Genomic DNA, 25,150 nt, shown 5'->3' on the forward strand with positions numbered 1-25,150 from the left:
ATGTTCTCATTTAACAAACGCAGCTTTTATAGCGTTAGCCGCGCCTTACACATATACCTTTCAACGGCCTTATTCTTTTTGCTTATTTTATTTTGTGTCAGTGGCATCATTCTTAACCACGTTAGTTGGCTCGAAAATGATAAACATAATGGTCAGAACCAACTACTTGTTTCTGCAGAGCTATTCGAAAAAGCACAAGCAAACCTCGACACATTACCAAGCCTTTACCCTGAAATAGAGCAATACATGCAACAGCAGTTTTCACTCAGCAATGTAAAGAGTATTGAGTGGGAAAAAGAAGATGCCTTGGTAATGCTCGACTACCCGCTTCCGGCTGGCTTTGCCTATGCCGAAATCGATTTTCAAACCGGTGAACTTAATATTGATTATCAAACTGGTGGCTTTATGAGTCTGATTGGTGACTTACACAAGGGCCGCCATACAGGCGAAGCATGGAGCTGGGTGATTGATATCTCAGCTGTTTTGATGATTCTGTTTGCTATTACCGGATTATTTATTCTCTTTCAAAACCGTAAAAAACGTGCCGCAGGCCTTTGGTTAACGCTGCTTGGTGTTGCCACGCCTTTGGTTATTTATCTAGTTTGGGTGCCTCAACTTAAAGGAGTATCTTAATGAAAAAAGCCCACTTACTCGTTGCTCTACTAATTGGCTGTTTATTCAGCCCACTGAGCTTTGCAAAAGATCCCAACCTAACCGTTGAATTTACCTTACCTGAGCTAGATGTTTCTCCATATCATCGCCCTTACGTGGCGTTATGGCTAGAAACACCTGAACGTAAACACGTTACCACTATTGCACTTTGGGTCGAAAAAGCTGAATGGTTTAAAGACTTACGTCAGTGGTGGCGAAAAGCAGGTCGTAGCAACGACAGCTTTGATGGTGTAACAGGTGCAACAAAACGCCCAGGCACTTACACCATTGAGTGGCAAGGTAAAGATTTAAAGGGGAACCCAGTTAAACCTGGTAGCTACCTACTAAATGTTGAAGTTGTACGTGAAGAAGGTGGCCGAGATTACACCCGCGTTGAAATCGACTTAACGAAAGACGGCAAAGTCACAATTAAAGGCGAAAAAGAGTTCGCGACTAGCTTTGTTACCATTACCAGTAATTAAGGACAAACAATGAAATTAAAATTATTAAAAACGGCGCTGATCGGCGCCGTGACCTTCACAGCAATTGCATCTGGCTATGCACAAGCACATGCCCGTTGGTTAATGCCATCTCACACTTCTTTATCTGGTGAGAAAACTCACTATGTGATGATCGATGCCAGTATTTCTAATGAGTTATTTAGCCCAGATAAAGCATACCGCCCAAAACAAAAAGGCGCAGAGTATGACGACAACTTATTAATTGCCCTAGCTCCAAATGGCAAGCCGGTTGAAGAAACGATTCGTGCATACTATTTAAAACGCAAAAACTCAGCGGCAGTGAGCTTAACGCAAGACGGTACTTACCATATTGCTATGCAGCAAAAGCCAATGCTAATGACTTTCTATAAAGATAAAGACGGCAATCGCGGCCGTGTTTTCGCAGGTAAAAAAGAAGCAGACCTACCAGCAGGCGCAACCGACGTGCGCACTGTAAAATCAATCGCAACTGTTGATACTTTTGTTAGCCGTAATGGTACTTCTAAGCCAACATTGCTTGGTCAGGGCTTAGAAATTTCAGGCCCTACTCACCCGAACGATCTATTTGCTGGTGAAGAAGCTAAGTTCCAATTACTAATGGATGGCAAACCAGCTGCTGACGTTGAGCTTGCTATTGTTCGTGGTAGTGCTCGCTACCGTAATGAGCGTGACGAAGTTAAAGTAACAACCGATAAAAAAGGTTTCTTTACTGTGACATTCGCTCACGCCGATATGTATTTGATTGAAGCATCTGTTGATCAAAAACCAGCAGAAGCAGATATCGATAACGTTCGTTACTCATTATTCACAACGCTTGAAGTAGCGCCTGAATAATGTGCTGATTAGGCCTTAGCAAAGGCCTAATTCGACTTTCGAGGAAGGCTGTAGTCAACCGTGTGATCGCAGCTACCGTCTTTCTCGCAATCATTTACCCCATCACCATCGACATCCCAGCTTGGGTGCATGCCTTTTAATGTATTTTTTAATACCGTGATATCGGCTGTAAATTCACTTTGCTCATCACGGCGCGCAGCATTGCGCATTAGAAACACTCGAATCACATAATCGCCATTATCAGGAATTTTAACCTCGGCATGATCACCTTTTGCCGGGCCAACAAACAAAGCAGTTGGGTTGCCTTTTGGTAAAATATTAAAGTAGTTGCTTAAATTTGATGGAGAAAAATCAACCTTTAAAGTAGTGCCTTTATTAAGGTTAATTTGATATTCCAGCATCTCATAACCTTTAATTGTGTCTTTAACTTGCCAGCTTTGCTGCACCGCAATATCTGAAGCTAGCAACTCATAATGACGACTATTTGGTAAATTTTGTTCGGCAAACACTAAGCTACTTGTAGCCACCGAAAAACAAAACCCTATTAATAACAACAACTTCATATTCAACCTCCTTTTAAATTCTTTTTTAAAGAATGATAAACACTAATTATACAATTTTTAATTCTTTTAAAGTGAACTTATAGTTACTCCATCGCAGACACACTGCTTAACTAAACAGGATACCTACTATGAAACTTTTTACTTTAATCTCAGCTCAACCACACTTACAAAATATTAGCACTTTATTGGCACGTATTGGTTTATCGGCCATCTTTTTACTAACCGGCTTTAGCAAAATAGAATTCTTTGATGCAACAGCACAGTACATGGCATCAGTAGGTTTACCAGAGTTCTTACTGCCGTTTGTAATTGCCTTTGAAATTGTTGGCGGATTATTTATTTTACTGGGCTTTTTAACACAACTAACCGCTGTCGCTTTTGCTGGTTTCAGCCTAGTTAGTGCTTTGTTATTCCACTTTCAGCTTGATGATCAAATGCAATTTTTAATGTTCTACAAAAACATTGCAATGGCAGGCGGCTTTTTAGCATTAGCCAGTGTTGGTGCAGGCAAAATCAGCCTAGATCAACTAGTGTTAAAACGTAGTCAGGCATAATATTTATCCCAGCCAATAACCTAGGTTATTGGCTGAATTTGTTTTTAAGAGGGCGCGAATATGGCAACGTTATTAACAGCAACCAGCCATGATATTGGTGGGCTCGATGTAAAACGCATCTTGCCTCATTTTGACAAAAAAATGGTTGGCCCATTTATCTTTTTTGACCACATGGGGCCAAATCACTTTCCTCGCGGTGAAGGCATAAATGTGAGGCCTCACCCTCATATTGGCCTATCAACGCTCACTTATTTATTTACTGGCAGTATTTACCATCGCGATTCGCTAGGTAATAGCCTGCAAATAGAACCCGGCGATGTTAACTGGATGACCGCAGGTCGCGGTATAGTGCACTCAGAAAGAGAAAGCCTTGAAGTGCGGGCGAGCGAGCACGACATTAATGGTCTGCAATGCTGGGTTGCTTTACCTGAGAGCATGACCGAAATAGCACCACGCTTTGAGCATATCAAAAAACAGCAGCTGCCTGAGAGAATCGAAAAAGGCGTGCTGATGCGACTCATTGTCGGTGATGCCTATGGCTTAAGCTCACCGGTGAAAAACTACTCACCGATGTTTTATGTCGATACAGTAGCAGAGCAAGGTAGCCATATTACTAAACCGCATCCTCATCATGAAACCGCCGTGTATGTTATTTATGGTGAAATTAGTGTGGGTGATACTCGCTATACCCAAGGCGACTTTGTGCTACTTGATGACAGCGAACACGAAATAACGACACTGGTGCACAGCCGCTTTATTTTACTTGGTGGCAGTAAATTTAATAAAGTCCCGTATTTACATTGGAATTTTGTCGCTTACAGCAAAGAGCGCATCGAGCAAGCAAAACAAGATTGGCAAGCACAGCGCTTTGCTAAAATCCCCGGTGATGAGCTTGAGTATATTGAGTTGCCCTCACCTAAAAAGTAAACTTTTTCAGCATTTACAGGTACTATTAGGTAGTTAAGTAAGCAAAGGAACATCATGCTAAGAATTACGCTAGAACAGTGGCGCATGTTTCGTGCTGTTGTTGAATTTGGAGGCTTTAACCAAGCCTCACAAGGTATTCATAAAAGCCAGTCGAGTATTCATAATGCAGTAGGCAAAATTGAATCTGCACTCGATGTAAAGTTATTCAGCATTCAAGGCCGTAAAACCGTGCTCACTGAAGCCGGCGAAATGATGCTGCGCCGTGCTAATTACTTACTTGATGAGGCAGCTAAAGTTGAGGCCATTGGGCAAACCTTGGGTGAAGGTATCGAAAGTAAGTTACGCATTGCTGTTGATGCTATTTTCCCACAGCAACTGCTTTATAAAGTACTTAACGACACGTCATCGCAATACCCGCAACTGCGTATTGAGCTGCATGAATCTGTGCTAATGGGGGGCAATGAGCTGCTCGAAAACGATCAGGTTGATATTGCCATTACCGGCTTTCCAATTGCAGCAAACTTTCACGAAGAGTTATGTGATATCGAGTTTATTGCTGTAGCACACCCAGATCACCCCTTGCATGAGATAGAGCGTGAAATCACCCTCGAAGATTTAAAATCACACCGCCAAATTGTAGTTCGCGATTCAGCGAATAAGCACAAACAAGATGGTGGCTGGTTAGGTGCCGATCAACGCTGGACTGTTACTCATTTACGCACTTCAATTGATATGATCAGTAATGGACTGGGCTTTGCGTGGTTACCAAAAGTCGCGATAGAAAAACAACTTGCGGCAGGGCAAATGAAAGCACTTAATTTAACCCATAACAGCAGTCGCAGCGCTAAGTTACATTTACTCTTTAAAGACGGTGACAAACTGGGTCCTGCAGCACGCTCGTTTATTGGCGAGTTGCGTTATCAAGTAATGGAAAATCTATAGCTTCAAGGGCGTTTCAGCAATACCTTTAACGCCCGGCTCGAGAATAAACACGCCACCACTGTGAGGGTAATCAGCGAGCACTGAGTCTTCTAGCCCTACTGCCGCAGTTGTCACTGCCAGATGCGTGAGCTCTTCACCGACAAATGCGACACTCGTAACACGCGGTGCGGGTAAGCGAATAAACTGTACTTGCTCACCGTTTGGGGCAAAACGATACACGCCATAACCATTCCATGCAGCAACCCACAGATGATCTTCGCTATCAACTGTCATGCCATCAGGAAAACCCATATTGTCAGTAAAGCGAATAAACTCTTGTTTATCTGCAAGCTCGCCATGCTCATTCAGAGTGAAGCGGTAGATTATTTGTTTATCTGAGTCTGTAGAATATAGAAACTGGCCATTTTTACTTACCGCAGGCCCATTGCTAATGGTGTAGTCATGATCAACTACTGTCGGAGCCTGACCATGACCAAAACGGTATAACTTGCCACTATTGGTTTGCTCTTGAGAGTCCATTGAGCCAAAAAAGCCAAAGCCTTGGCGAGACGTTTTACCATCGTTTAAGCGGTTTTGTGAGGGTTCGTGATCAATTGAGTAAAGAAGTTCGCGGCTAAAGTCTTCACTATTGAGCTTATAAACGCCTTTGGCAAAGCCTGCGATTAATTCAGCTTGCTCGGTTTCCATCACCCAGCAAATCGGTTCTGGCATAGTAAACTGGCTAACTCGCATCGATTGACACTGCAAACGAAACAAACGCTGCCCTAAAATATCGACCCAAAATAAACAGTTATGTGCCTTAGCAAAATAGGCACCTTCGCCCAATTGGCATTGGCTAGAAATGATTACTTTAATGGTGTCATCGAGCATAGGCTTCATTACACAAACTGCTGAACTATTCTCATTCTATCTGTGTATGAAAATAAGTGCTAGACCAGATAAGCCAGCAACCAGTAAGATTATGCCGCGAATGGCCTTTTCATTGAGGTTATTGTTGATCACAAACGACAAGCCCCAGCCAATTAAAATAGCGGGTAAGCAGAAAAAGAACAGCTTCACATCGCCCATATCGGCAGAGCCTGTCAGCATCAATACAATAATGCCAAACAAGTTTATAAATACAAAAAAGGCACTCAGGTTTGCTTTAATTTTGTCTTTATCTTCAGCTTGATAGAGTAGCCCCATCGGCGCGCCACCGGCTGACGTTGTGGTACCTAAAAAGCCCGACGACATTGACGCAAGTAAGCTTGTAATGGTGGAAATTTTCGGTTTCATACCTATGATAGACAATGCCACCACTACCAAAATACTCACTCCTAGCAAGAGTTGATACTGCTTCGCATTGACATACCACATCACCACAGCAGCAAGGATAACTCCCACAGCACCACCAATAATGGAAATGCCTGTTTGTTTCATGTCTATCGCGCCGCGGTGTTTAATCATTAACACCGACGTTAAAAACAGCGCATTCAGAATCATTGGCCCAGGCACCAGCTCTGGCATCAGCCAGTAAAGTACAGGCACACATAGCATGCCTAAACCAAAGCCAATAACACTTTGCAGGCAAGCGCCAATAATCAGAATTAAATAAACAAGTACAAAGTCGGTCAAACTTTCTTACCACCTTCCTAAGTATGAGCTCTGTTGATTCTATAACCCATATTTTATTATTATAGTATCATTTGAATTATGTAAAAATTTTTATTGCAAGCTAGTTGTTTTGCGATTGTTTCGCAAAATTATGTCCAACCTGCATCCACTATCAATGATTGTGCTGTCATCATTCGGCTGTCATCAGCGGCCAAAAACAATGCCGCATTTACCACATGGTCTGGTTGAATTGTTTCGTTAATACACTGACTTAAACGAACATCTTCAATCATTTCTGGGGTTAGCCAATGAGTAATTTGGCGCTCTGTCATCACCCACCCCGGAACCAGTGAATTCACACGAATATTGTCTTTACCATATGAAGCAGCCAATGAACGGGTTAAACCTTCAATTCCTGCTTTAGCAGTTGTATAGGCTGGCATACCTGTTTGCTTAATGCGCCAGCTTACCGACCCCATATTGATAATGCTACCACCGCCTAAACGCTGCATGTGTTCAACCACAGCTTGCGATGAAAAGAAACATGGGCGCAAGTTAACGGCAAACTTATCTTCCCAATATTTCACATCCATATTTTCAGCGGCATGACGGGTGTCATCGGCTGCGTTATTAATTAACACACCTATGTCACCCTGTTGCTGACGAGTTTGCTCAATGGCCGCTTTTAAGGCTTCAACATCACGAATATCGCAATGGATAAACTGCGGGTCAAACTCATATTTGCCAGCTAATTTTGCGCATAACGCATCGCTTTGCTCAGTTGCAATATCAACAAAGGTGACTTTCGCGCCCTGCTCGCAGAACCGCGTTACCATTACTTCACCAATTCCCGATGCACCACCAGTAATAAACACACTCTTACCAGCAAGGCTTGGGTAAACTGTTTTTAGCTCGTTCGAATTTGGCATGATAACCTTTTGTTTTAAAGTAATTACAACGTCAAAAAGTGATACTTATTGAGCCGCTTCTTTTTCGGCGATTTCTTTTTCAATAAACGCCATTGCTTCATCAATCATGTACGTCATCATGTTTTTAGCACGCTCAGGGTCGCCGCTCGCAATCGCGTTATACACTTTAAAGTGCTCTTCAGCGATTGCCTTTTTATTGCCCTTAGCAGGTGTAGTATGCTGAATACTTACATGCAGAGCCGTGCTAATAAAATCACGTAATTGATAGAAAAAACGGTTACCACTGGCATGCAAAATAGCTGTATGGAAAGCAAGGTCTGGCTCATGCATTACGCCTTCTGGCTCTTCTGCTGCCGCTTGCATTTTATCGAGTGCCATTTTAATTTCTGCAATGGCTGCTTGGTCGCCTTTTCTTGCTGCAAGTGCTGCTGCTTGTGGCTCAATCGCCAAGCGCACTTGTAGAAATTCTTTAAGTACGTAAAGTGATGGGCTGCTTTCTAACAACCATTTTAATACGCTTGTGTCGTATAAGTTCCAGTTCTCCGCCGACTCAACACGAATACCTTGTCGTGGACGAGAAGAAATCAGTCCTTTTGCAGCAAGCATTTTCACTGCTTCACGAACAGCTGTGCGGCTAATACCATACACTTCACAAAGTTGTGCTTCGGTTGGTAGCCCCGTTTCAGTGTTATAATCACCAACAATAATTGCTTTACCAAGCTCATTGGTAACTTGTTGTGATAGGTTTAAATTTTCTAAACGCGCCATGTGTGTTCCTCAAAAGATCTGAGTAATATGATACATCTATAAAGCTATTCCGTCATCCTGGAAATAATTGATTAAAATCAATAACAAGCAAAAAACAACCTAATACAAGTGTCTATATTTCGAACAACATAGTCACCATTTCACCTACAGACTGTCACCTTATTTTAACAAATCTCTTTCACTCAGCTTATTTATAATATAATATTTTTATTCAACAACTAAAAAAGCAAAATTCTCTTTCAAAATTAGGTGGAACACACGATGGTCGAACTAAGTACCTTAGACTGGGCAGTGCTAGCAGGATTCTTCGTCCTGTTACTAGGCGTTGTCGTGATGTCTATGCGACAAAAAGAAGAAGACACCGCTGATTACTTTTTAGCGGGTCGTAATGCAAGTTGGTTAGTGATTGGTGCCTCTATTTTCGCATCGAACATTGGCTCGGAACATTTAGTGGGCCTTTCAGGTTCAGGTGCACAATCGGGTATGGCACTGGCTCACTGGGAGATGCAATCGTGGATCATTCTACTGCTCGGTTGGATTTTCGTACCTTTCTATTGGAGTAGTAAAGTCTACACCATGCCTGAATTCTTAGAGCGCCGCTTTAACTCTAAATCACGTACCTTCTTATCTGTTATCTCATTGATTAGTTATGTACTAACCAAGGTTGCGGTAACGGTTTATGCCGGCGGTATCGCATTTAAAACAATCTTAGGTATTGAGAGCATTTGGGGCATCGATTTCTTCTGGATTTCAGCTATTGGCCTTGTCGTTATCACCGGTATTTATACGGTACTTGGCGGTATGAAAGCCATTATGTGGACCTCGGTGTTGCAGACCCCTGTACTCATTATTGGCTCCTTAGTCATATTAGTTGTTGGTCTAGATAAAGTAGGTGGCTGGGCAGAAGTTGAGCGTATCAACGATGCTAATATGCACCTTATTCGCAGTGCTTCAGATGCTGAGTTCCCATGGCCTGGCATTGTATTTGGTTCATTCATTATTGGTTTTTGGTATTGGTGTACCGACCAATACATCGTACAACGTGTTTTATCTGCAAAAGGCATTAAAGAAGCGCGTCGCGGTACCATGTTTGCTGGTTACCTAAAATTACTTCCTGTATTTATCTTCTTAGTACCAGGCATGATTGCATACGCATTGAATGTTAAAGGTATTATTAGCTATGAAAGTGCTGACCAAGCTTTCCCAACTTTAGTTGCTGAGCTATTACCAGCCGGCGTTAAGGGGATTGTAATTGGTGGTTTAGTAGCAGCTCTTATGAGCTCTTTAGCATCATTATTTAACTCATCAGCAACCTTATTTACCATTGATTTCTATAAGAAATTTAAACCAGAATCATCTGAGAAGCACCTTCTGAAAGTAGGCCGTATTGCCACTATCGTGATTGTTGTATTAGGTCTTCTGTGGATACCCGTCATGAGCTTAATTGCCGATGTGCTTTATGAATATCTGCAAAGTGTGCAGTCTCTTATTGCACCAGGTATTGCTGCGGTATTTTTACTAGGTTTATGTAGTAAACGCATCACTCCAACAGCGGGTTTTGTGGGCTTAGTATCAGGTTTTGTGCTTGGTATGATCCGCTTAGTGTTACTGCCATTTAAAGATGATTTAACAGGTTCATCATTTGCGTGGATCACCACAATGAACTGGTTATATTACTGTATTCTGCTATTTGTCGTGGTCGTTGCGATTATGATTGTGGTGAGTATTTTCACCAAACAAGCAGACGAAGAACAATTGAAAGGTCTTACTTTCTCAAGCCTAGATAAAGCAACTATGAAAGAAGTAGCTGCCGGCTTAGATAAGTGGGATTACATTCATACCGCGGGTATTATTGGTATTACTGCCTTTATTTACTACCGCTTCTGGTAATCGTTCGTTCCCAAAGTTGTAGGGCGCCAATTGGCGCCCTTTTTTAATCAGCGAGTTCTGGTGAAAACACTGGAAAACCGTTTTTATCCCACGTAATAATGCGTGCTCGCGCATGGCGATTTGGGTCTGTAAGCGGTGAGCCTTTCAGCTCTTTATAGTCACGGCTGTGATAAATCATTAAATCGGTTACACCATCTTCAGCTTTTACAAAACTGTTATGCCCAGGGCCAAAACGACCTAGCTCAGCATTGGTGGTGAACACCGGCTCAGCCTTTTTATGCCAGCTAGCAGGGTCAAGTAAGTCAGCATTCACATCTGCCCATAGCAAGCCCATCGCATATCGATGATCGGTAGCACTGGCTGAATAAGTGACAAATATTTTATCGCCATGGGTGATGACTGCAGCACCTTCATTCACCTTATAGCCTTGCACTTCCCAATCAAGGGTTGGCTCAGTAATCGCGATAATGGGTTCTTTAATTGATGTTGGTGAGTCCATTTCAGCTAACCATAAAGCTGAGTTGTAAGTTGCAGGCTGGTTCTGCTGCGCCCAAATCATGTAGCGCTTACCCTTGTGCGTAAAACTTGTGGCATCAAGCGAAAAACTATCAAGGTGGCTAGTTACTTGCCCCATTTCTTGCCACTCACCTTGCATCGGATTAGCACTGTCGTTTTTAAGTGCATACATGCGAATACTGAACGGTTTTTCGATATCACCTGCGGCGAAGTAGATATACCAACTGCCATCAATCTTATGTAGCTCAGGGGCCCAAATATTGACACTCATTGGGCCTTTATCGCGCTTTTGCCAAATAACCTTCGGCTCAGCTAATTTTAAATCGTTTAAACGACAAGCTTGGCGTAGCTCAATTTCATCAAATTTCGGCGAACTACCTATAAACGTGTAACAGCCACTTTTATCATCACGAACTAACCAAGGATCAGCACGTTTGAGTACAATGGGGTTATCAATTGGCGCTAAAGTCTTGCTACTATTAGCATCAGCAAGGGCTGACAATGGCGAGGCACTTAACGCACTAAGAAGCGTTAGCCGAGATAATTTTTTGAGCATAATGTGTCCTGTATTTCGTCTCGATTTTATTGTTAATATTGTATTACATATTATATAGTAGCTGAATGAACACAAGAGTTAAAACAACAAAAGGTATTCAAGCATGAGACCCGTAAGTAAGGTGACACACGCAATGAAGTGGCTTTCAACAGGGCTACTTTTTTCTGCCGCAGCCGTTTCTGCAAAGCAAGTTGAAGTACACGATCCGGTGATGACCAAAGAAGGCGACACGTACTATGTATTTAGCACAGGCCCTGGTATTACCTATTATGAATCGAAAGATTTAACCAACTGGAAACTCACAGGCCGCGTTTTTAAAGACGAGCCAAGTTGGGCAAAGCGTATTTCACCAAGCTTTGATGGCCACTTATGGGCACCCGATGTGTATGAGAAAAATGGTAAGTTTTACCTTTATTACTCAGTCTCTGCATTTGGCAAAAACACTTCGGCAATTGGTGTAACGGTTAACGAAACCCTTGACCCATCATCACCTGATTACAAGTGGATTGACTACGGCATAGTGGTTGAATCAGTACCTGAGCGTGACGATTGGAACGCTATCGACCCTGCGATTATCGAAGATGACAATGGCACACCATGGATGAGCTTTGGTTCGTTCTGGGGTGGCCTTAAACTAGTAAAACTTGATGATGACATGGTGCGCTTAGCAAAACCTGAAAAATGGCATCACATTGCGAGTCGTCCAAACACGGAACATGGCCCGATTGAAGCACCTTATATCTTTAAAAAGAACGGCTATTACTACCTATTTGTTTCGTTTGATAAATGCTGCCGTGGCGTAGAGAGTACTTACAACGTACGCGTAGGTCGAAGCAAAAACATCGAAGGCCCATATTTAGATCAACAAGGTCGCTCTATGGTTGATGGCGGTGGCAGTTTAGTTATTGAAGGTAATAAAGACTGGGCTGCTCTTGGTCATAATGCTGCGTACACCTTTGATGGTAAAGACTATTTAGTATTACACGCCTACGAAACAGCCGATAACGGCGTGCAAAAGCTACGTATTTTACCTATGAGCTGGAAAAACGATTGGCCGGTTGTTAACCCAGCCGACCTAAATAAGCTTAAAACCAAGCTTAAAAAGTAATTATTCAACACACAAAAAACCTGCAAAATTGCAGGTTTTTTATTTGCTTTAATGACCTCGTTTGAGGTTGAAAGTAGGTGTTATCAACTAAAATCAATCAAAGTAATATCAACGAGCATGGGGCTTTGGCAGTCTTGCTGATGCTTTTCTTCAATAAATGCGCTGTACACATCACGCGCCAAATGCGCAGGTATTAGCACCTCAAAGCGGCTGCCTTTATTCATTAGTTGCAATGCTTCTTGCAAGCCCACTATCGCCTCTGCAATTTCGTACTCTACAGCAGCACCTTGCTTTCGAGTATCAAACAACACCCGACCATTTTTAAGGGTAACGCGTTGATGTACAGTCACAGTGGCATCCCAACTAGGTTTATCCCCCTGACCTTGCTCAATCACTCTATAACCAAGCCCTGTCGGCGTTTGGTAAAAACTGTGTTGCTCAGCGCTGTTATCTAAAAGCGACGGTAAAACATGCTCTTTAGCCGTCGCAAACACATTGTTGCTTAACATAGCCAACTCTTTATTGTGCGTTGATTAAACGAATACCATAGATACCACCGGCAACAGAGTCTTTGTCGGCAGCAAAACGTAAGGTAAGCGTTTTCGACTTTTTCATTGCCTCTGTTAATGGGTAATCAATGGTGTAGAACTCATCAGTCGGCTTGCCTACAGGCAAACTAACCGCAGCTAATTGCTCACCATTTAAATTAATTGAGAAATGACGATCTACATCGCCAATAAAATAGCGAACACGCAAAGCAACCGCTTTTTGTTCTGGGTTGCTAAGCTGATACTCAAACCAACCTGTCGCATCGCGCCAATGATGACCATTATTAACACCCGCACGAGTTCCTTCACCTTTAAAGTCGTGTTCGACTTCAGGTTGTTGCTCACCCGGTGTAATTTGATCAACGGTTAATAAACGAAGCTGCTCTTTCGCTTGCTCAGCCGCTTTTGCATCGGCAACAAATTGTGTGAACTCAGCTTCACTTTGCTGCGGCCAATACACTTGATAGCGACTATCGTGTAAGCGGAAGAACGGAATTAGCTCTGTGCTCTTAGTGTTATCGATACCTTGCTTGGCAATCGCCACATTTTTATCGGCGATAAATGCGAGCTCTTGGCCCGGTTTACGAGTAAGATCGGCAATAAATTTTTCTGGCTCACTCAGCATGATTGGTAGAGCCTCTGGCGGACAAGTCGGCCCCGCGGCGATATGGCCCATGCGGCTATTATCGGCAACAAAGTTAAGCTGCTCATTTGCAAATGCTTGTACTTTGGTAGCCATTACAACAGGCCCATACATCACAGAGTAATAATGCTGGCCATCAGGTAGCTGCTCAGTATAAAGCTTAGGACTAAGCTCAAAGGCAAGCTTATCACCGCTTTGCCATGCATGGCTGATACTGTAATAACCGTCTTTTTCGGTTGCGCTTACAGCTTTTCCATTTAAAGTAAAGCTCAGCTCACCTTGCTGCCAAGACGGTTTACGAATATGAATTACCGACTCAGCACTTTGCCCCTCAGACAAACGATTCACGGTCAGTGAAACCTTGTTATCATCTGGAAATTGGCTGTCTTGCGTGATCTGCAAACCCTGCTGTTGCCAATTTAACGTGCTTGGAATAAACAAGTTCACCCATAGCTCTTTACCGGTATTGCTATAAATCAGCTCACCATATTTGCTGTGATTCTCAATACCTGAGCCTACGCAGCACCACATTGAATCTTGCACTGACGAATACATGCGGTAATGCCCAGGGCGCATTGAGGTAAAGTAAACAAGACCGCCATGCTCTGGGTGTTGTGACGATAAAATATGGTTATATGTGGCGCGCTCATAATAGTCTAAATAGCGCGTATCGCCGGTTTTTAAGAACAATAACTTACTCAGTTTCATCATGTTGTAAGTGTTGCAGGTTTCTGGACCTTCAACATCTTCAACCATTGGTGTGAAGTCACTTTTATCATGAAAGTGCTCACGTACTGAGTTACCGCCAATTGATACTGAGCGCTCTTGGCTGACTGTTTTCCAGAAAAAGTCAGCACCTTGCTGCCATGCTTTATCATCGCTGGCATTTGCGACCTTCAACATACCAATAATTTTTGGAATTTGCGTATTGGCATGCAGGCCAGTTAACTTATCTTCTTTGTGTAATAAGGGTTCAATAATGATGTTATGAGAGAACTGGCGCGCTAGCTTTAAGTAGCGCTCATCATCACTGATAAAGTACATATCAGCAAACACATCATTTAAGCCACCATGCTCTGAATACAGCATTTGTTGAATTTGTTCATCAGTTAGCTTAGCTGTGGTCGCTAAGAACCATTCGCCTAACTTAAATAGCATTTGTTTGGCTTTATCACTGCCTGCTACGTCGTATGCATCACGCAAACCATGGAAAATTTTATCGATGTTATAAAGCGGTACCCAGCGGTCATTTAAGCTGAATAAATCAGCTTTGATTTCACCCTTTTCAATCTGCTGCCACATTTCATCGCCATTTGGGATACCGCCTAAGTAACCACCAGTGGCTTGTTGAGCGCGATCCAACTCGCTTAGCATATAATCTAAACGCTGCTTTAATTCTTCGTCACCTGTGGCTGCCCACGCAAGGCTTAAGGCTGAAAGATAATGACCGCCAATATGGCCATCAAGACCAGTGCTTTCCCAGTTGCCATAGTTAGGCGCTTTTGGCTCAAGGCCGGCTTCACGCAGGTAAGGAGCAAGTAACTGATCAGGATGAAGTGCTAATAAATAACGCACATTCGTTTGCTGTGCATGTAAAAACGGGCTGGCGCTTAAACTTACTTGGTTTAGGGCAAATAAATGTTGTTCGCTGGTATGTTCAGCATGCTCCACAGCAGCAGTTTGTTTACTGTCTGTTGGCTGCTCACTGCAACCGGTCACAGTTAATATTGCAGCGCAAACGCTTGCTAAATAGCTAACCTTGAATGTGTTCATACTGTTGTCTCCCAGCGAATTGTTATTTTAAAGAGCAAAGCGCACACACTTATTTAGTGTGTGCTTTTAAAGAGTGGTTATTTTGGTAGGCGCTTATGAATAACCATATCCGTATAGTACTCATCGGTAATTTTGTATTTTTTCAGAATCAGACCTAGTAAGGCGTGGAAAACACCCGGAATGATAGTTAGCATCAGCGCTAGGCCCATTAGTGTAAATTCGGTTTGCTCAACGTTAGGCTTGTACTCAAAAAATGCCAGTAATAAACCACCCGCTAAGCCCGCTAAACCACCCCCGGCTTTTTGGCAGAATGAAATACCACCAAACGATAGACCCGATGCACGAACGCCGTCTTTAATTTCACCGTAATCTACGGCTTCAGCAATGGCAGACCAGAACACTGGCGCATGTAAATCAACCACAAATGACAAGATGATATAAAGCACAAACGCCGTCATTACATCGCCAGGCTGCACTACAAAGTACATTAGCAATGAAATAAATAGCACGGCAATTTGTGATTGACGGAATAGCTTCATTTTACAGTAGCGCTGGGTGATCCAAGTACTTGCCACCATTGAGACAATAGATGCTGCAATACCTGCACTGGTAAAGGCACCTGCTAAATCTGGTACACCTAAGTAATAGGTTGCGTAATACATAGCAACACTGCCACGAATCGCATAACCAAGCGTACCAAGCACACATGCTGCACACAGTAGTAACCATTGGTCGTTTTTAATAAGTACTTTTAATTGCGTAAGTACACCTTCGGTTTGTGGCTCATGGGTAATACGTTCGCGAGTAGTAAAGAAGCAAAACAAAAATAGTGCTACGGCACATGCCGATACCAATGCCATTGCCAGTTTATAACCATACGACAAGCTGCCATCTCCCCAATATGAGGCTAGTAGCGGCACTGAAAATACGATCACTACATTAGCAATCTTAGCGAAGAACATACGGTAGCCATTGGCCGACAAACGCTCTTTAGGATCGGCAGTTAATACACCAATGTAAGAGATATAAGGAATAGCAACACCGGTAAACATCAAGGTCGCAAACAAATAAGTGGCATAAGCCCACGCTAACTTCATGTTGTAGTCGAAATCAGGCGTGGTAAATAACAGTACGACCGACAAACCATATGGCACAGATAAAAATAAGAACCAGTGACGGAACTGACCCCAACGGGTTTTCACTTTGTCGGTGATCACCCCCATTAATGGATCGGTAAAGGCATCAACAAAACGCGCCACTAAGAACAACACACCCATATCAACCGGATCAAGTCCGTAGATATCGGTGTAAAAGAAAGACATAAAATAGAATAACGCTGCAACCATGACATTTACTGCCATGTCGCCGGCGCCAAAGCCGACCTTTTCTACAACGGATAACTTTTGAGATTCCATACAACAACACCCTAATTGGTCAATAATGAGCCGCCGCTCACTATTTCAAGCAATGCTAAAAAGCTTTCAACATTGCGTATCAAATAAATTTATAGCCCTAGATATTACACAGCTTGGCCATTGCGTTCGTTATTTTTGTAAATTTAATGCTAATCTAATTAATAGTATTATCATACTTATTAAATCGCAACTCTTTTCGACCGATGGTTTGGTTTATAAAAACCAATAAAAAACCCCAGCAAAGCCGGGGGTTTTTAGGTCTATAAAAGAAATTTAGAAAGAATAACGTGCGCCTAGTGCGAATGTACGTGAGTAGATACCGTTACCAAAGTTAAATAGGTTGTCGTTACCTTCACCGTAGTAGCTCTGATATACGTCATCTAGGATGTTCGTTGCATCAAAGGTTACAACAAAGTCATCATTCACATTGTAGCTAAATTGGAAGTCTAAGCTTTGCTCAGGACGATTCCAAAACTGAATCGGGTTAGCAAAGATTGCCGCTTCATTACCTGTGTAGAACTCAGAACGCCACACATAAGATAAGCGCATATCGAATGAGTCACGCTCGTAGATACCTACGATGCTGTAAGATTCATCAGAAACACCTGTCATTTGCGAATCTACATAACCAGAAATTTCACCTAGCTCATTGAATTCTGGTGTATCTTGTTCTGAATCAAGCATCGTGTAGCTTGCTTGCACACCAAAGCCGTTTAAGTACTCAGGTAAGTTTTCTGGGAAGTAAACTAAACCAACTTCTAAACCAGACAGTTCACCGTTTGAAGCATTCACTGGTGCACTCAATACGTATGGACGTGTTACGCCATCATCGCCTTCGCGCACAACTTGCTTACGACCTGCAACAACTAAGCCTTCGATTTCACGGTAAAAGTAAGCCGCGTAAAGTGAGCTTGTATCTGCGAAGTACCATTCAAGTGATACGTCGTAGTTCTTTGACTCTGTTGGTTTAAGCTCTGGGTTACCACCATTACCTGTACCGTATGTAGCACCTTCTGTTAATGGATCGTACCAGTATTGCAGCGCGTTCAAGTCAGCAAAGTTAGGCATACGTAATGTTTCTGTGTACGCAACACGACCCACTACATCATCAGTGATGTTCCAGTTAAGTACTAAGCTTGGTAGTAATGCGCTGCTATCTGCACTTGCTGAGCTTTCTTCAAATACATTTGAGTTCATGCCGCCAGACTCAGCAACAAAGTCCATGTCTTGCTCGTAGCTTACATAACGTAAACCAAACTCACCGCTAATATCTTCCGTTAAGAAGAAGTTAGTTGTTGCATACAGCGCGTATGAGTTTTCTTCGATATCAAATGTTTTGTATACGTCTTCAGCTTCAAGGCCGTATACGCTACGAACAGCATCACCGTTATCTAGCATGTAACCACCGTCAGCAGTTACAAAGCTGTCGAAGACGTCAGCACGGCCATCGAAATAATCATCAACTTGGAACACAATACCAGAACCATCACCAGATGCCCCAGCTGCAGCTAATTGCTCAATTAAGCTAGCTACAGATGTGTTTGCAATGCCAGTATCTTGACCACGAGTGTACTCTTGCGCAGTTCGTTTTTCGTAACGGCCACCGAATTTCACTTTATCAAAATAAGTACCACCAATTAGGTATTCAGCATCAAATGTGAAAGTTAATGCATCACCCGCGTTACCGCCGCCATTGTCATAAATAGTGCCAGCATTCCAGTTTTCGATAGCAGCCATATCAGCTTCGTTTACCGCTGTGTTTGGATCATCCCAAAACGCGATGCCTGGTACACCGTCTTTGTCGTTGAAATCTACATCAAGTCCTGTTGATACACGATCAAAACGCATTGCGAAGAAATCTGTTTCGTACTCACTGTCTTGGTAAACAACTTCAGTGTTGATAGTTAGGTAATCGCTTGCTAGCCACTCTGCACCTAGCGCATATAAGTAGCTATCTGTTTTACCATATGAAAAGTCACCACTTTGGAAACCGCCAGCGCCAATCGCTTGCTTTTCTTTAATTACATTAGTGCCATCAAACACAGTTGGTGTTTCAATAAAGCCGTTACCATTTTCAAACGTATTTGAGAACCACATCGCGTTTTGCGATTCGTTTTCGTAACCTGTGTAGAAACCTTCAGCTGTGATTTCTAGGGTTTCATCTGGTGCCCACTGTAAAGAAACAGACGCAGCCGGGCGCTTACGAAGACCAGTATATGAAGTACCAAAAATAGCATCACGTGCAAGTAGGTATTCTGTTGGCTCGCCATTTACGTCTAAAGTAGAACCAGCCGCAGTAGGTAGACCTAACTCAGTACCTTGAGTCCAGAATTCATTTGGAACACGTGAATACGGTGAGTAGTTGTATTGTGGCTTATCAGTAAAGAATGGGAATGCAGCACCCGCTGTGATGGTGTCATCGCGGTAATGTGTTTCAGCGTATGAAAGATTAACTAATGCACCAAACTCACCTGCGCCGTCGATTTCCCAGCGGTTAGAGAGTAATGCACTGATATTTGGATCAACTTCATCTGGTTGATCTGAGTAAATCGCACGTGCTGCTAAAACAACTTTTTCACCTTCGAAGTTGAAAGGGCGGTGAGTTTTAATATCAATCGCACCTGCGATACCGCGTTCGATTTGGTCCGCCGAACGGGTTTTATAAACTGTTACGCCTGAAAGTAAACTTGCAGGAATGTCTTGCAGCGCCACATCACGACCCGCACCTGTAAAGATAGCGCGACCATTAACTGTGGTATTAACATCAGTAAGACCACGGATTGAAACTGCGCTTACTTCACCAGCACCACGGCCAGTTGTTTGTACACCCGTTACACGTTGTAATGCTTCAACTACGTTATTATCAGGGAATTTACCAATATCTTCAGCAACAATTGCATCCACGATTTGAACGCTTGCACGTTTTTCATCTAACGCTTTGTTTAAACTGCCGCGAATACCTGATACTTGAATAACTTCCATCTCATCGACGTTATTCTCAGGAGTGTTTGGTGCTTCCTCCTGTGCAAAAGCAAATTGACAGGTAAATGCCATAACTACAGCACTGGCTATGTGTGTTCTTTTAAACATAAGCGGTGTTCTCCAAATTATAGTTATATCGGTCCGCTGAACTTTCCCCATTCAGTTACCGAAGAGTGACCACTGCATTGTGCATCGTGTGTTGTCAAAACGGTGCGCGAGTGTGTCTATATTTTTATGTTAATACATTGCTGCCTGAACTTTAATCATATTGTATGATTATTTAACAGTCAACTCAAAAAGCCAAATTAAAATAACTGCCATTATGTTTACAAAAAACGTTGCAATTATAGCATGTTACAAACTCAAAGCATGCTGCGTTTTTGTTTTGGGAATTTATTAAGACCCATTATTATCAGCCACTTAGCGATTGTTCGTTTGCTTATTTAATTTGTCTTTCACTCATCCAGAGCAACAAAAAAGGGCTAACAAGTTATTTACCCAGCGTATTTTGATGCTACTATGATTAAAATACAATAATACAATATAGAGTTATTTTTTGCTGCACTTTTACTGGTTTGTTTCGATGTAAACAATCAGTTACTCAGTATAATCAGGCGTACACTGTGTATTATCTGGTCACTTAGAGAGAGCTCTGGGTCGAAAAAGCTGCAGTTCAAACAACAATTATTAGTTACTAAGGACACTCATGAAGAAATTGAAAGCGTTAGCGCTACCATTACTTTTTTCGAGCAGCTTAGCTGTTGCACAAAACCCATTATTTACCGATGTATTTACTGCAGACCCCGCTGCACTTGTTCACAATGACACCGTATACCTTTATACAGGCCATGATGAAGCACCTAATAATGACGTGTTTTTTGAAATGCATGACTGGTTAGCCTTTTCATCAACAGATATGGTGAACTGGAAAAAACACGGCCCAATCATGAAAGCAACAGACTTTAAATGGGCTAAAGGTGAAGCATGGGCTTCACACATGATTGAGCGTGATGGCACTTTCTACTTCTTTACAACCGTTCGTCACAACGACACAAAACCAGGTTTTGCAATTGGTGTTGCAACTTCTAAGTCACCAACGGGTCCATTCAAAGATGCAATTGGTCACGCACTGGTTACCGATGACATGACCAAGCATACGCCAAATGATTGGGACGACATCGACCCTGCTATTTATACAGAAGAAAACGGCGATACTTACATGTTCTTTGGTAACTTAATGCCAAAATACGTAAAGCTAAGCGACGACTTGCTGTCTCTTGATGGTGAAATTAAAACGCTAGACTTACCGAACTTTACCGAAGCGTTATGGGTTCATAAGAAAAACGACAACTACTATGTATCGTACGCATGTGAGTTCCCTGAGAAGATCTGTTATGCCATGAGCAAAAGCATTCATGGCCCGTGGGAATATAAAGGTATCTTGAATGAGATCGCAGGTAACAGCGAAACCAACCACCAATCAATTATCGAATACAAAGGTAAAGACTACTTTATTTACCATACTGGTGCCGTACCACCAATTGATGGCAAACCAAGTGGCGGGCGTTTTCGCCGTTCAGTGGCGATTGAGCCGCTTTATTACAACGAAGATGGCACACTTAAACGTATTATCATGACCACTGAAGGTCTAAGTAAACAAGACAAGTAATATTAAAAAGGGCTCTTTAAGAGCCCTTTTTAGTGCTCAAATGTAATACAAATAAACAAATTTACCGGAAAATCCCCACTTGCAGATCAGCAAAAAACTTCCCTAATAGAGCAAAAACAGCGAAAAAAACGCCAAAACTGGAAACTTGAAAAAATTAAAATCACGCTGTACATATTGTAAACACTGACACTTCGTGTTTACATATCAATTACCTTTGCAAAAGTATTTGCACATTTTAAATCGTACTATAAAATTACAATACTACGTTCTTATTAGTTTGATATAGGCGCGCGGCATTTTTATTGACAACAATCGAATAAAAAAATGAATCCCAGTTTCAAGAGGACACATAAAATGAAATTAAATAAATTAGCCATGGTCATAGCCTGCTCTTTGGCTGTTACAGGTTGTGGCAAAGAAGATGGTACTAAGCTTGATACAGCACCAGCGGTTGCCGACCCGCAAAGTGCGAAACCGACAGTAAGCAGCAGTGTTGAATACACTGAATCAGGTAGCGTAATGGTTACCAATGTAAGCGTGCACGATCCTTCTGTCGTTAAAGTTGACGACACTTATTATATTTTTGGTTCACACCTTGCTGCCGCTAAATCAACTGATCTCTTGAACTGGGAAATGATTTCTAGCCTTTCAGCTAACGCAGCCGTTAATGAAAGCCCATTATTTGATTACAACTACACAGGTGAAATTGCCGAAGGTATTGAATGGACAGACGGTTTTACAGGAAACTGGGCTGCCGATGTAATCAAAGCGCCAAATGGTAAATTTTGGTTCTACTATAACCACTGTGCACAAGATAACCCAGATACACCAGATGTTGTTGATGAAGTATGCTGGAACCGCTCTTATCTTGGTTTAGCTGAAGCTGACAATATCGAAGGTCCTTATACAAACAAAGGTATTTTCTTACGCAGCGGTTATCGCTCAGAAGCTGAATTTGCAGCTTACCCACTTGATAATGGCCAAACAACATGGAATGGTGCCGTTGATCCTAACGCCATTGACCCTGCAGCCTTCTATGATGCTGATGGCAAACTTTGGATGGTTTACGGTTCATACTCTGGCGGTATTTTCGTGCTAGCAATGGACGAAGAAACAGGTATGCCAGAAGCAGGTCAAGGCTATGGTAAAAAGCTAGTAGGCGGCGACTTCCGTGCAATGGAAGGTGCATTTGTAATGTACAGCCCAGAAAGTGAATACTACTACCTATTCTTCTCTGTTGCTGGTTTTGATCTTAATGGTGGCTACAACATTCGTGTTGCTCGCTCAAAAACACCGGATGGCCCTTATCTAGATAATGCAGGTAATGACATTGCAGCTATCGGCGGCCTAGAGGTCGGCGAAAAACTAATGGGCGGCTTTGAGTACACGCAAGAACTTGGCGAAACTGCACCAGCATGGGGCTACCAATCACCAGGTCATAACTCTGCTTACTACGATGAAGCGACAGGTCGTCATATCTTAGTAACGCATACACGTTTCCCACAAACGTCTACTGAGTTCCCAACCATTTCAGAAGCGCACCAAGTTCGCGTACATGAAATGTTTATAAACTCATTAGGTTGGCCTATGGCTTCACCGCAGCGCTATGTACCGCTTGAAGGCGACAACATGGTTGTGGCAGATGAACTTTATGGTTATTACAAATTTATCAACCATGGCAATGATGTAAATACAGATGCTATTCGCTCAATGCATATTGCTTTAAACGAAGATCACTCAGTAACCGGTGATGATCCAGGTATCTGGTACATGATTGATGACTCAAATATTAAACTTGAGTTAGATTCTGGTACTTACTTTGGCGTGGCTAAATGGCAATGGGATGATGCAACTAAAGCAATGGCTGTAACTGTATCAGCTACATCAAGCGAAGGCGCTACCATTTGGGCAAGTAAACGTGATGAAATCACAGACACGGCTAACGTGCTTGGCACTGTTCAAGAAGCACTTGATATCAAAACTGAATTATCAATCGCTGACGAAGGCTACTCATTACCAACCAAAGGTAAAGATGGTGCTGCAATTAACTGGGAAAGCAGTGATGAATACTACATCACCAGTGAAGGCTCAGTATTCATTCCAACGCCAGATCGCGGTGATAAAGCGGTTACTTTAACGGCTAATATCTCTTTAAACGGCGAGAGCACAACCAAGACATTTAATGTAAATCTAGAAGCGCGCCCAGAGTTTAAAAATGCGATTGCACACTATGCATTTGAAGATTCACTCAGTGATGGTTTAGGTAACCTAGATGATGCGGGTGTAACAGATAACAACATGTTAAATGTGGGTGCTGGTACAGCTGCATACGCAGAAGGCCAAACAGGTAAAGCATTTAACTTTGACGGTGCAACGGGTGTACGTTTACCTGATGAGTTAGTAACAGGCGATGAGTACACTATTTCGTATTGGTTTAAGCCAACAGTACTAACTAACTTTACGCCTACATTCTTCGCATCAACGTCTGATGCACGTTGGATGAGCTTGATCCCAGGTAGTACACACTTTACGTCAACACCAATGCTATGGAGCCGTTATTTAGCTGATGATGGCACTGATATGTGGAACCAAATCATTTCTGACTCTCCAGCGGTAATGGATTGGAATCATATTGCAATCACTTATGCTAATGGCACTGCAACACTTTATCGTGATGGTGTACGTGCAGGTTCGATGCCTCGCCCTGACTTCTTTAGCGAACAAACAGGTAACTTTGCCCTTGGTGTGAACTACGGTTGGGACTTACCTTTCCAAGGTCAAATTGATGAATTCATCGTTTATGACTACGCGCTAAACGGCCTAGATATTAATGGTGCGGCTATCAATAACCTGACAGATCCGACTGAATTTGAGAGCTTCATTACTGATGCGCTTGATTTAGGTGATGTATCGGCAGTACGTGAAAGCTTTGAGTTACCGCGTGTAGGTCCATTTGTATCTGGTATTAGCTGGACGTCAAACAACGAAGAGTACTTAAAACCAGTTAATGGCACAGCTGTTGTTACTCAACCTAGCGCCTCTGCTGGCGACCAAGTAGTGACATTAACTGCAACTATTAAGTACAAAGACTTTACTGATACTAAGTCATTCGATGTAACCTTAAAATCACTTGCACCTGCTGAATACAGCTTCGAAGGTGACCTAAGCGCATTAAACGGTGCGTATGCAGCGGGTAAACCAACGGGTGGCTTCATCAACAACACTGGTGGTAACGTAACTTTTGTTGACGGTATCATGGGTCAAGCAGTATTCCTTGAAGGTTCAGGTGTTCGTCTACCGGATAACTTAATCACGACCAATGATTACTCAGTATCTATGTGGTTAAAACCTGAAACCTTCACTGATTACACTACAGCGTTCTTCGCAGGTGCAAGTGCAGGCTCTTGGTTAAGTTATGTGCCATCTATGGCAGGTACAGGCCTAACTCGTTTATGGGCAAATAACGGTGCCTTCTTCGATAATGCAGAACTAGATAGCCGTATTCCAGCAAAAGAATGGACACATGTTGCATTCACTGTTGATGGTACGAACGGTGATGTGCTGAAGATGTATGTTAACGGTGAATTACAGCTAGAAACCGATGGCTTCCCGCGTGTATTCACGGTTCCTGGTGAAACAAATGAGTTTGCACTCGGTGTTAACTACTGGGATACACCTTATAACGGTGCTATCGATGAACTGAAAATTTTCAACGGTGCGATTAGCGCTGAAGAAATAAAAGCACTCTTTGATGCAGCTGCTGCACAAGAGTAACAAAGTGAGGTGAGC

Annotated in this window: 20 protein-coding genes; 10 read left to right on the forward strand and 10 right to left on the reverse strand. The window is 42.6% G+C overall.

Annotated elements, in window-relative coordinates; genetic code table 11:
* The 3 genes from NFU46_RS14805 to NFU46_RS14815 are packed head-to-tail and all read left to right on the forward strand — an operon-like array spanning position 1 to position 1,985.
* A complete protein-coding gene (locus NFU46_RS14805; RefSeq protein WP_058586042.1) occupies positions 1 to 633 on the forward strand; it encodes a PepSY-associated TM helix domain-containing protein in 633 nt (210 codons plus the stop codon).
* Positions 633 to 1,133 carry a DUF2271 domain-containing protein gene (locus NFU46_RS14810; RefSeq protein WP_055198551.1) on the forward strand — a complete coding sequence of 167 codons (501 nt, stop codon included), beginning with the start codon at positions 633 to 635 and terminating at the stop codon, positions 1,131 to 1,133. Before NFU46_RS14805 ends, NFU46_RS14810 begins: the two co-directional genes overlap by 1 nt.
* A 9-nt stretch (positions 1,134 to 1,142) precedes the next feature.
* Positions 1,143 to 1,985, forward strand: a complete 843-nt coding sequence (locus NFU46_RS14815; RefSeq protein ID WP_175079643.1) for a DUF4198 domain-containing protein — start codon at positions 1,143 to 1,145, stop codon at positions 1,983 to 1,985.
* Positions 1,986 to 2,011: 26 nt separating this feature from the next.
* Here NFU46_RS14815 and NFU46_RS14820 read toward each other — a convergent pair whose 3' ends face one another.
* Positions 2,012 to 2,548 carry a hypothetical protein gene (locus NFU46_RS14820; protein ID WP_251602813.1) on the reverse strand — a complete coding sequence of 179 codons (537 nt, stop codon included), beginning with the start codon at positions 2,546 to 2,548 and terminating at the stop codon, positions 2,012 to 2,014.
* A 128-nt stretch (positions 2,549 to 2,676) separates the two neighbouring features.
* On the opposite strand from NFU46_RS14820, the gene NFU46_RS14825 reads away from it, so the two are divergent.
* The 3 genes from NFU46_RS14825 to NFU46_RS14835 are packed head-to-tail and all read left to right on the forward strand — an operon-like array spanning position 2,677 to position 4,971.
* Positions 2,677 to 3,102, forward strand: a complete 426-nt coding sequence (locus NFU46_RS14825) for a DoxX family protein (protein WP_054562973.1) — start codon at positions 2,677 to 2,679, stop codon at positions 3,100 to 3,102.
* A 60-nt stretch (positions 3,103 to 3,162) separates the two neighbouring features.
* Positions 3,163 to 4,029: a pirin family protein gene (locus tag NFU46_RS14830; RefSeq protein WP_251602815.1), complete on the forward strand. Its 867-nt coding sequence runs from the start codon at positions 3,163 to 3,165 to the stop codon at positions 4,027 to 4,029.
* A 54-nt stretch (positions 4,030 to 4,083) separates the two neighbouring features.
* Complete coding sequence (locus NFU46_RS14835; RefSeq protein ID WP_054562975.1) at positions 4,084 to 4,971, forward strand: LysR family transcriptional regulator; 888 nt, start codon at positions 4,084 to 4,086, stop codon at positions 4,969 to 4,971.
* On the opposite strand, the gene NFU46_RS14840 is transcribed toward NFU46_RS14835, so the two are convergent.
* From NFU46_RS14840 to NFU46_RS14855, 4 genes are all read right to left on the reverse strand, one after another.
* Complete coding sequence (locus NFU46_RS14840; protein WP_251602817.1) at positions 4,966 to 5,850, reverse strand: SMP-30/gluconolactonase/LRE family protein; 885 nt, start codon at positions 5,848 to 5,850, stop codon at positions 4,966 to 4,968. The two genes, NFU46_RS14835 and NFU46_RS14840, sit on opposite strands and share 6 nt — an antisense overlap.
* Before the next feature lie 27 nt (positions 5,851 to 5,877).
* Positions 5,878 to 6,585: a sulfite exporter TauE/SafE family protein gene (locus NFU46_RS14845; RefSeq protein ID WP_054562976.1), complete on the reverse strand. Its 708-nt coding sequence runs from the start codon at positions 6,583 to 6,585 to the stop codon at positions 5,878 to 5,880.
* A 128-nt stretch (positions 6,586 to 6,713) separates the two neighbouring features.
* Entirely contained in the window at positions 6,714 to 7,493 is a 780-nt protein-coding gene (locus tag NFU46_RS14850) for an SDR family NAD(P)-dependent oxidoreductase (RefSeq protein WP_175082635.1), read from the reverse strand.
* A 45-nt stretch (positions 7,494 to 7,538) separates the two neighbouring features.
* Positions 7,539 to 8,261 (reverse strand): FadR/GntR family transcriptional regulator, encoded by a 723-nt coding sequence (locus NFU46_RS14855; RefSeq protein WP_063527568.1) that lies wholly within the window; start codon positions 8,259 to 8,261, stop codon positions 7,539 to 7,541.
* Between the two features lie 261 nt (positions 8,262 to 8,522).
* Between NFU46_RS14855 and NFU46_RS14860 the strand changes: the two genes are divergently transcribed.
* The gene (locus NFU46_RS14860; protein ID WP_055020596.1) at positions 8,523 to 10,151 is read left to right on the forward strand and encodes a sodium:solute symporter; all 1,629 of its coding nucleotides are present in this window, start codon (positions 8,523 to 8,525) and stop codon (positions 10,149 to 10,151) included.
* A gap of 43 nt (positions 10,152 to 10,194) precedes the next feature.
* Here the strand turns inward: NFU46_RS14860 and NFU46_RS14865 are convergent, their stop codons facing one another.
* Positions 10,195 to 11,223: a family 43 glycosylhydrolase gene (locus tag NFU46_RS14865; protein WP_251602819.1), complete on the reverse strand. Its 1,029-nt coding sequence runs from the start codon at positions 11,221 to 11,223 to the stop codon at positions 10,195 to 10,197.
* A gap of 133 nt (positions 11,224 to 11,356) precedes the next feature.
* On the opposite strand from NFU46_RS14865, the gene NFU46_RS14870 reads away from it, so the two are divergent.
* Positions 11,357 to 12,331, forward strand: coding sequence for an arabinan endo-1,5-alpha-L-arabinosidase (locus NFU46_RS14870; protein WP_239962190.1), 975 nt, complete (start codon positions 11,357 to 11,359; stop codon positions 12,329 to 12,331).
* Positions 12,332 to 12,414: 83 nt separating this feature from the next.
* On the opposite strand, the gene NFU46_RS14875 is transcribed toward NFU46_RS14870, so the two are convergent.
* From NFU46_RS14875 to NFU46_RS14890, 4 genes are all read right to left on the reverse strand, one after another.
* Positions 12,415 to 12,840, reverse strand: a complete 426-nt coding sequence (locus NFU46_RS14875; protein ID WP_251602821.1) for an FKBP-type peptidyl-prolyl cis-trans isomerase — start codon at positions 12,838 to 12,840, stop codon at positions 12,415 to 12,417.
* A 10-nt stretch (positions 12,841 to 12,850) separates the two neighbouring features.
* Positions 12,851 to 15,295, reverse strand: coding sequence for a glycoside hydrolase family 127 protein (locus tag NFU46_RS14880; RefSeq protein ID WP_251602823.1), 2,445 nt, complete (start codon positions 15,293 to 15,295; stop codon positions 12,851 to 12,853).
* A 77-nt stretch (positions 15,296 to 15,372) separates the two neighbouring features.
* The gene (locus tag NFU46_RS14885) at positions 15,373 to 16,710 is read right to left on the reverse strand and encodes an MFS transporter (protein ID WP_054562984.1); all 1,338 of its coding nucleotides are present in this window, start codon (positions 16,708 to 16,710) and stop codon (positions 15,373 to 15,375) included.
* A gap of 273 nt (positions 16,711 to 16,983) precedes the next feature.
* Complete coding sequence (locus tag NFU46_RS14890; protein ID WP_251602825.1) at positions 16,984 to 19,800, reverse strand: TonB-dependent receptor; 2,817 nt, start codon at positions 19,798 to 19,800, stop codon at positions 16,984 to 16,986.
* 598 nt (positions 19,801 to 20,398) lie between these two features.
* Between NFU46_RS14890 and NFU46_RS14895 the strand changes: the two genes are divergently transcribed.
* Positions 20,399 to 21,361 carry a glycoside hydrolase family 43 protein gene (locus NFU46_RS14895; RefSeq protein WP_054562986.1) on the forward strand — a complete coding sequence of 321 codons (963 nt, stop codon included), beginning with the start codon at positions 20,399 to 20,401 and terminating at the stop codon, positions 21,359 to 21,361.
* Positions 21,362 to 21,715: 354 nt separating this feature from the next.
* Positions 21,716 to 25,135: a LamG-like jellyroll fold domain-containing protein gene (locus NFU46_RS14900; RefSeq protein WP_251602827.1), complete on the forward strand. Its 3,420-nt coding sequence runs from the start codon at positions 21,716 to 21,718 to the stop codon at positions 25,133 to 25,135.
* The last annotated feature ends 15 nt before the right edge of the window (positions 25,136 to 25,150 follow it).

It is taken from the genome of Pseudoalteromonas sp. NCCP-2140 (assembly GCF_023708065.1).
Lineage (GTDB): Bacteria > Pseudomonadota > Gammaproteobacteria > Enterobacterales > Alteromonadaceae > Pseudoalteromonas.

What these genes read in the sequence shown, in the direction of transcription:
- NFU46_RS14805 (WP_058586042.1), top strand. Translation starts at nt 1, where the DNA reads ATGTTCTCATTTAACAAACGCAGCTTTTATAGCGTTAGCCGCGCCTTA.
- NFU46_RS14810 (WP_055198551.1), top strand. Translation starts at nt 633, where the DNA reads ATGAAAAAAGCCCACTTACTCGTTGCTCTACTAATTGGCTGTTTATTC.
- NFU46_RS14815 (WP_175079643.1), top strand. Translation starts at nt 1,143, where the DNA reads ATGAAATTAAAATTATTAAAAACGGCGCTGATCGGCGCCGTGACCTTC.
- NFU46_RS14820 (WP_251602813.1), bottom strand. Translation starts at nt 2,548, where the DNA reads ATGAAGTTGTTGTTATTAATAGGGTTTTGTTTTTCGGTGGCTACAAGT.
- NFU46_RS14825 (WP_054562973.1), top strand. Translation starts at nt 2,677, where the DNA reads ATGAAACTTTTTACTTTAATCTCAGCTCAACCACACTTACAAAATATT.
- NFU46_RS14830 (WP_251602815.1), top strand. Translation starts at nt 3,163, where the DNA reads ATGGCAACGTTATTAACAGCAACCAGCCATGATATTGGTGGGCTCGAT.
- NFU46_RS14835 (WP_054562975.1), top strand. Translation starts at nt 4,084, where the DNA reads ATGCTAAGAATTACGCTAGAACAGTGGCGCATGTTTCGTGCTGTTGTT.
- NFU46_RS14840 (WP_251602817.1), bottom strand. Translation starts at nt 5,850, where the DNA reads ATGAAGCCTATGCTCGATGACACCATTAAAGTAATCATTTCTAGCCAA.
- NFU46_RS14850 (WP_175082635.1), bottom strand. Translation starts at nt 7,493, where the DNA reads ATGCCAAATTCGAACGAGCTAAAAACAGTTTACCCAAGCCTTGCTGGT.
- NFU46_RS14855 (WP_063527568.1), bottom strand. Translation starts at nt 8,261, where the DNA reads ATGGCGCGTTTAGAAAATTTAAACCTATCACAACAAGTTACCAATGAG.
- NFU46_RS14860 (WP_055020596.1), top strand. Translation starts at nt 8,523, where the DNA reads ATGGTCGAACTAAGTACCTTAGACTGGGCAGTGCTAGCAGGATTCTTC.
- NFU46_RS14865 (WP_251602819.1), bottom strand. Translation starts at nt 11,223, where the DNA reads ATGCTCAAAAAATTATCTCGGCTAACGCTTCTTAGTGCGTTAAGTGCC.
- NFU46_RS14870 (WP_239962190.1), top strand. Translation starts at nt 11,357, where the DNA reads ATGAAGTGGCTTTCAACAGGGCTACTTTTTTCTGCCGCAGCCGTTTCT.
- NFU46_RS14875 (WP_251602821.1), bottom strand. Translation starts at nt 12,840, where the DNA reads ATGTTAAGCAACAATGTGTTTGCGACGGCTAAAGAGCATGTTTTACCG.
- NFU46_RS14880 (WP_251602823.1), bottom strand. Translation starts at nt 15,295, where the DNA reads ATGAACACATTCAAGGTTAGCTATTTAGCAAGCGTTTGCGCTGCAATA.
- NFU46_RS14885 (WP_054562984.1), bottom strand. Translation starts at nt 16,710, where the DNA reads ATGGAATCTCAAAAGTTATCCGTTGTAGAAAAGGTCGGCTTTGGCGCC.
- NFU46_RS14890 (WP_251602825.1), bottom strand. Translation starts at nt 19,800, where the DNA reads ATGTTTAAAAGAACACACATAGCCAGTGCTGTAGTTATGGCATTTACC.
- NFU46_RS14895 (WP_054562986.1), top strand. Translation starts at nt 20,399, where the DNA reads ATGAAGAAATTGAAAGCGTTAGCGCTACCATTACTTTTTTCGAGCAGC.
- NFU46_RS14900 (WP_251602827.1), top strand. Translation starts at nt 21,716, where the DNA reads ATGAAATTAAATAAATTAGCCATGGTCATAGCCTGCTCTTTGGCTGTT.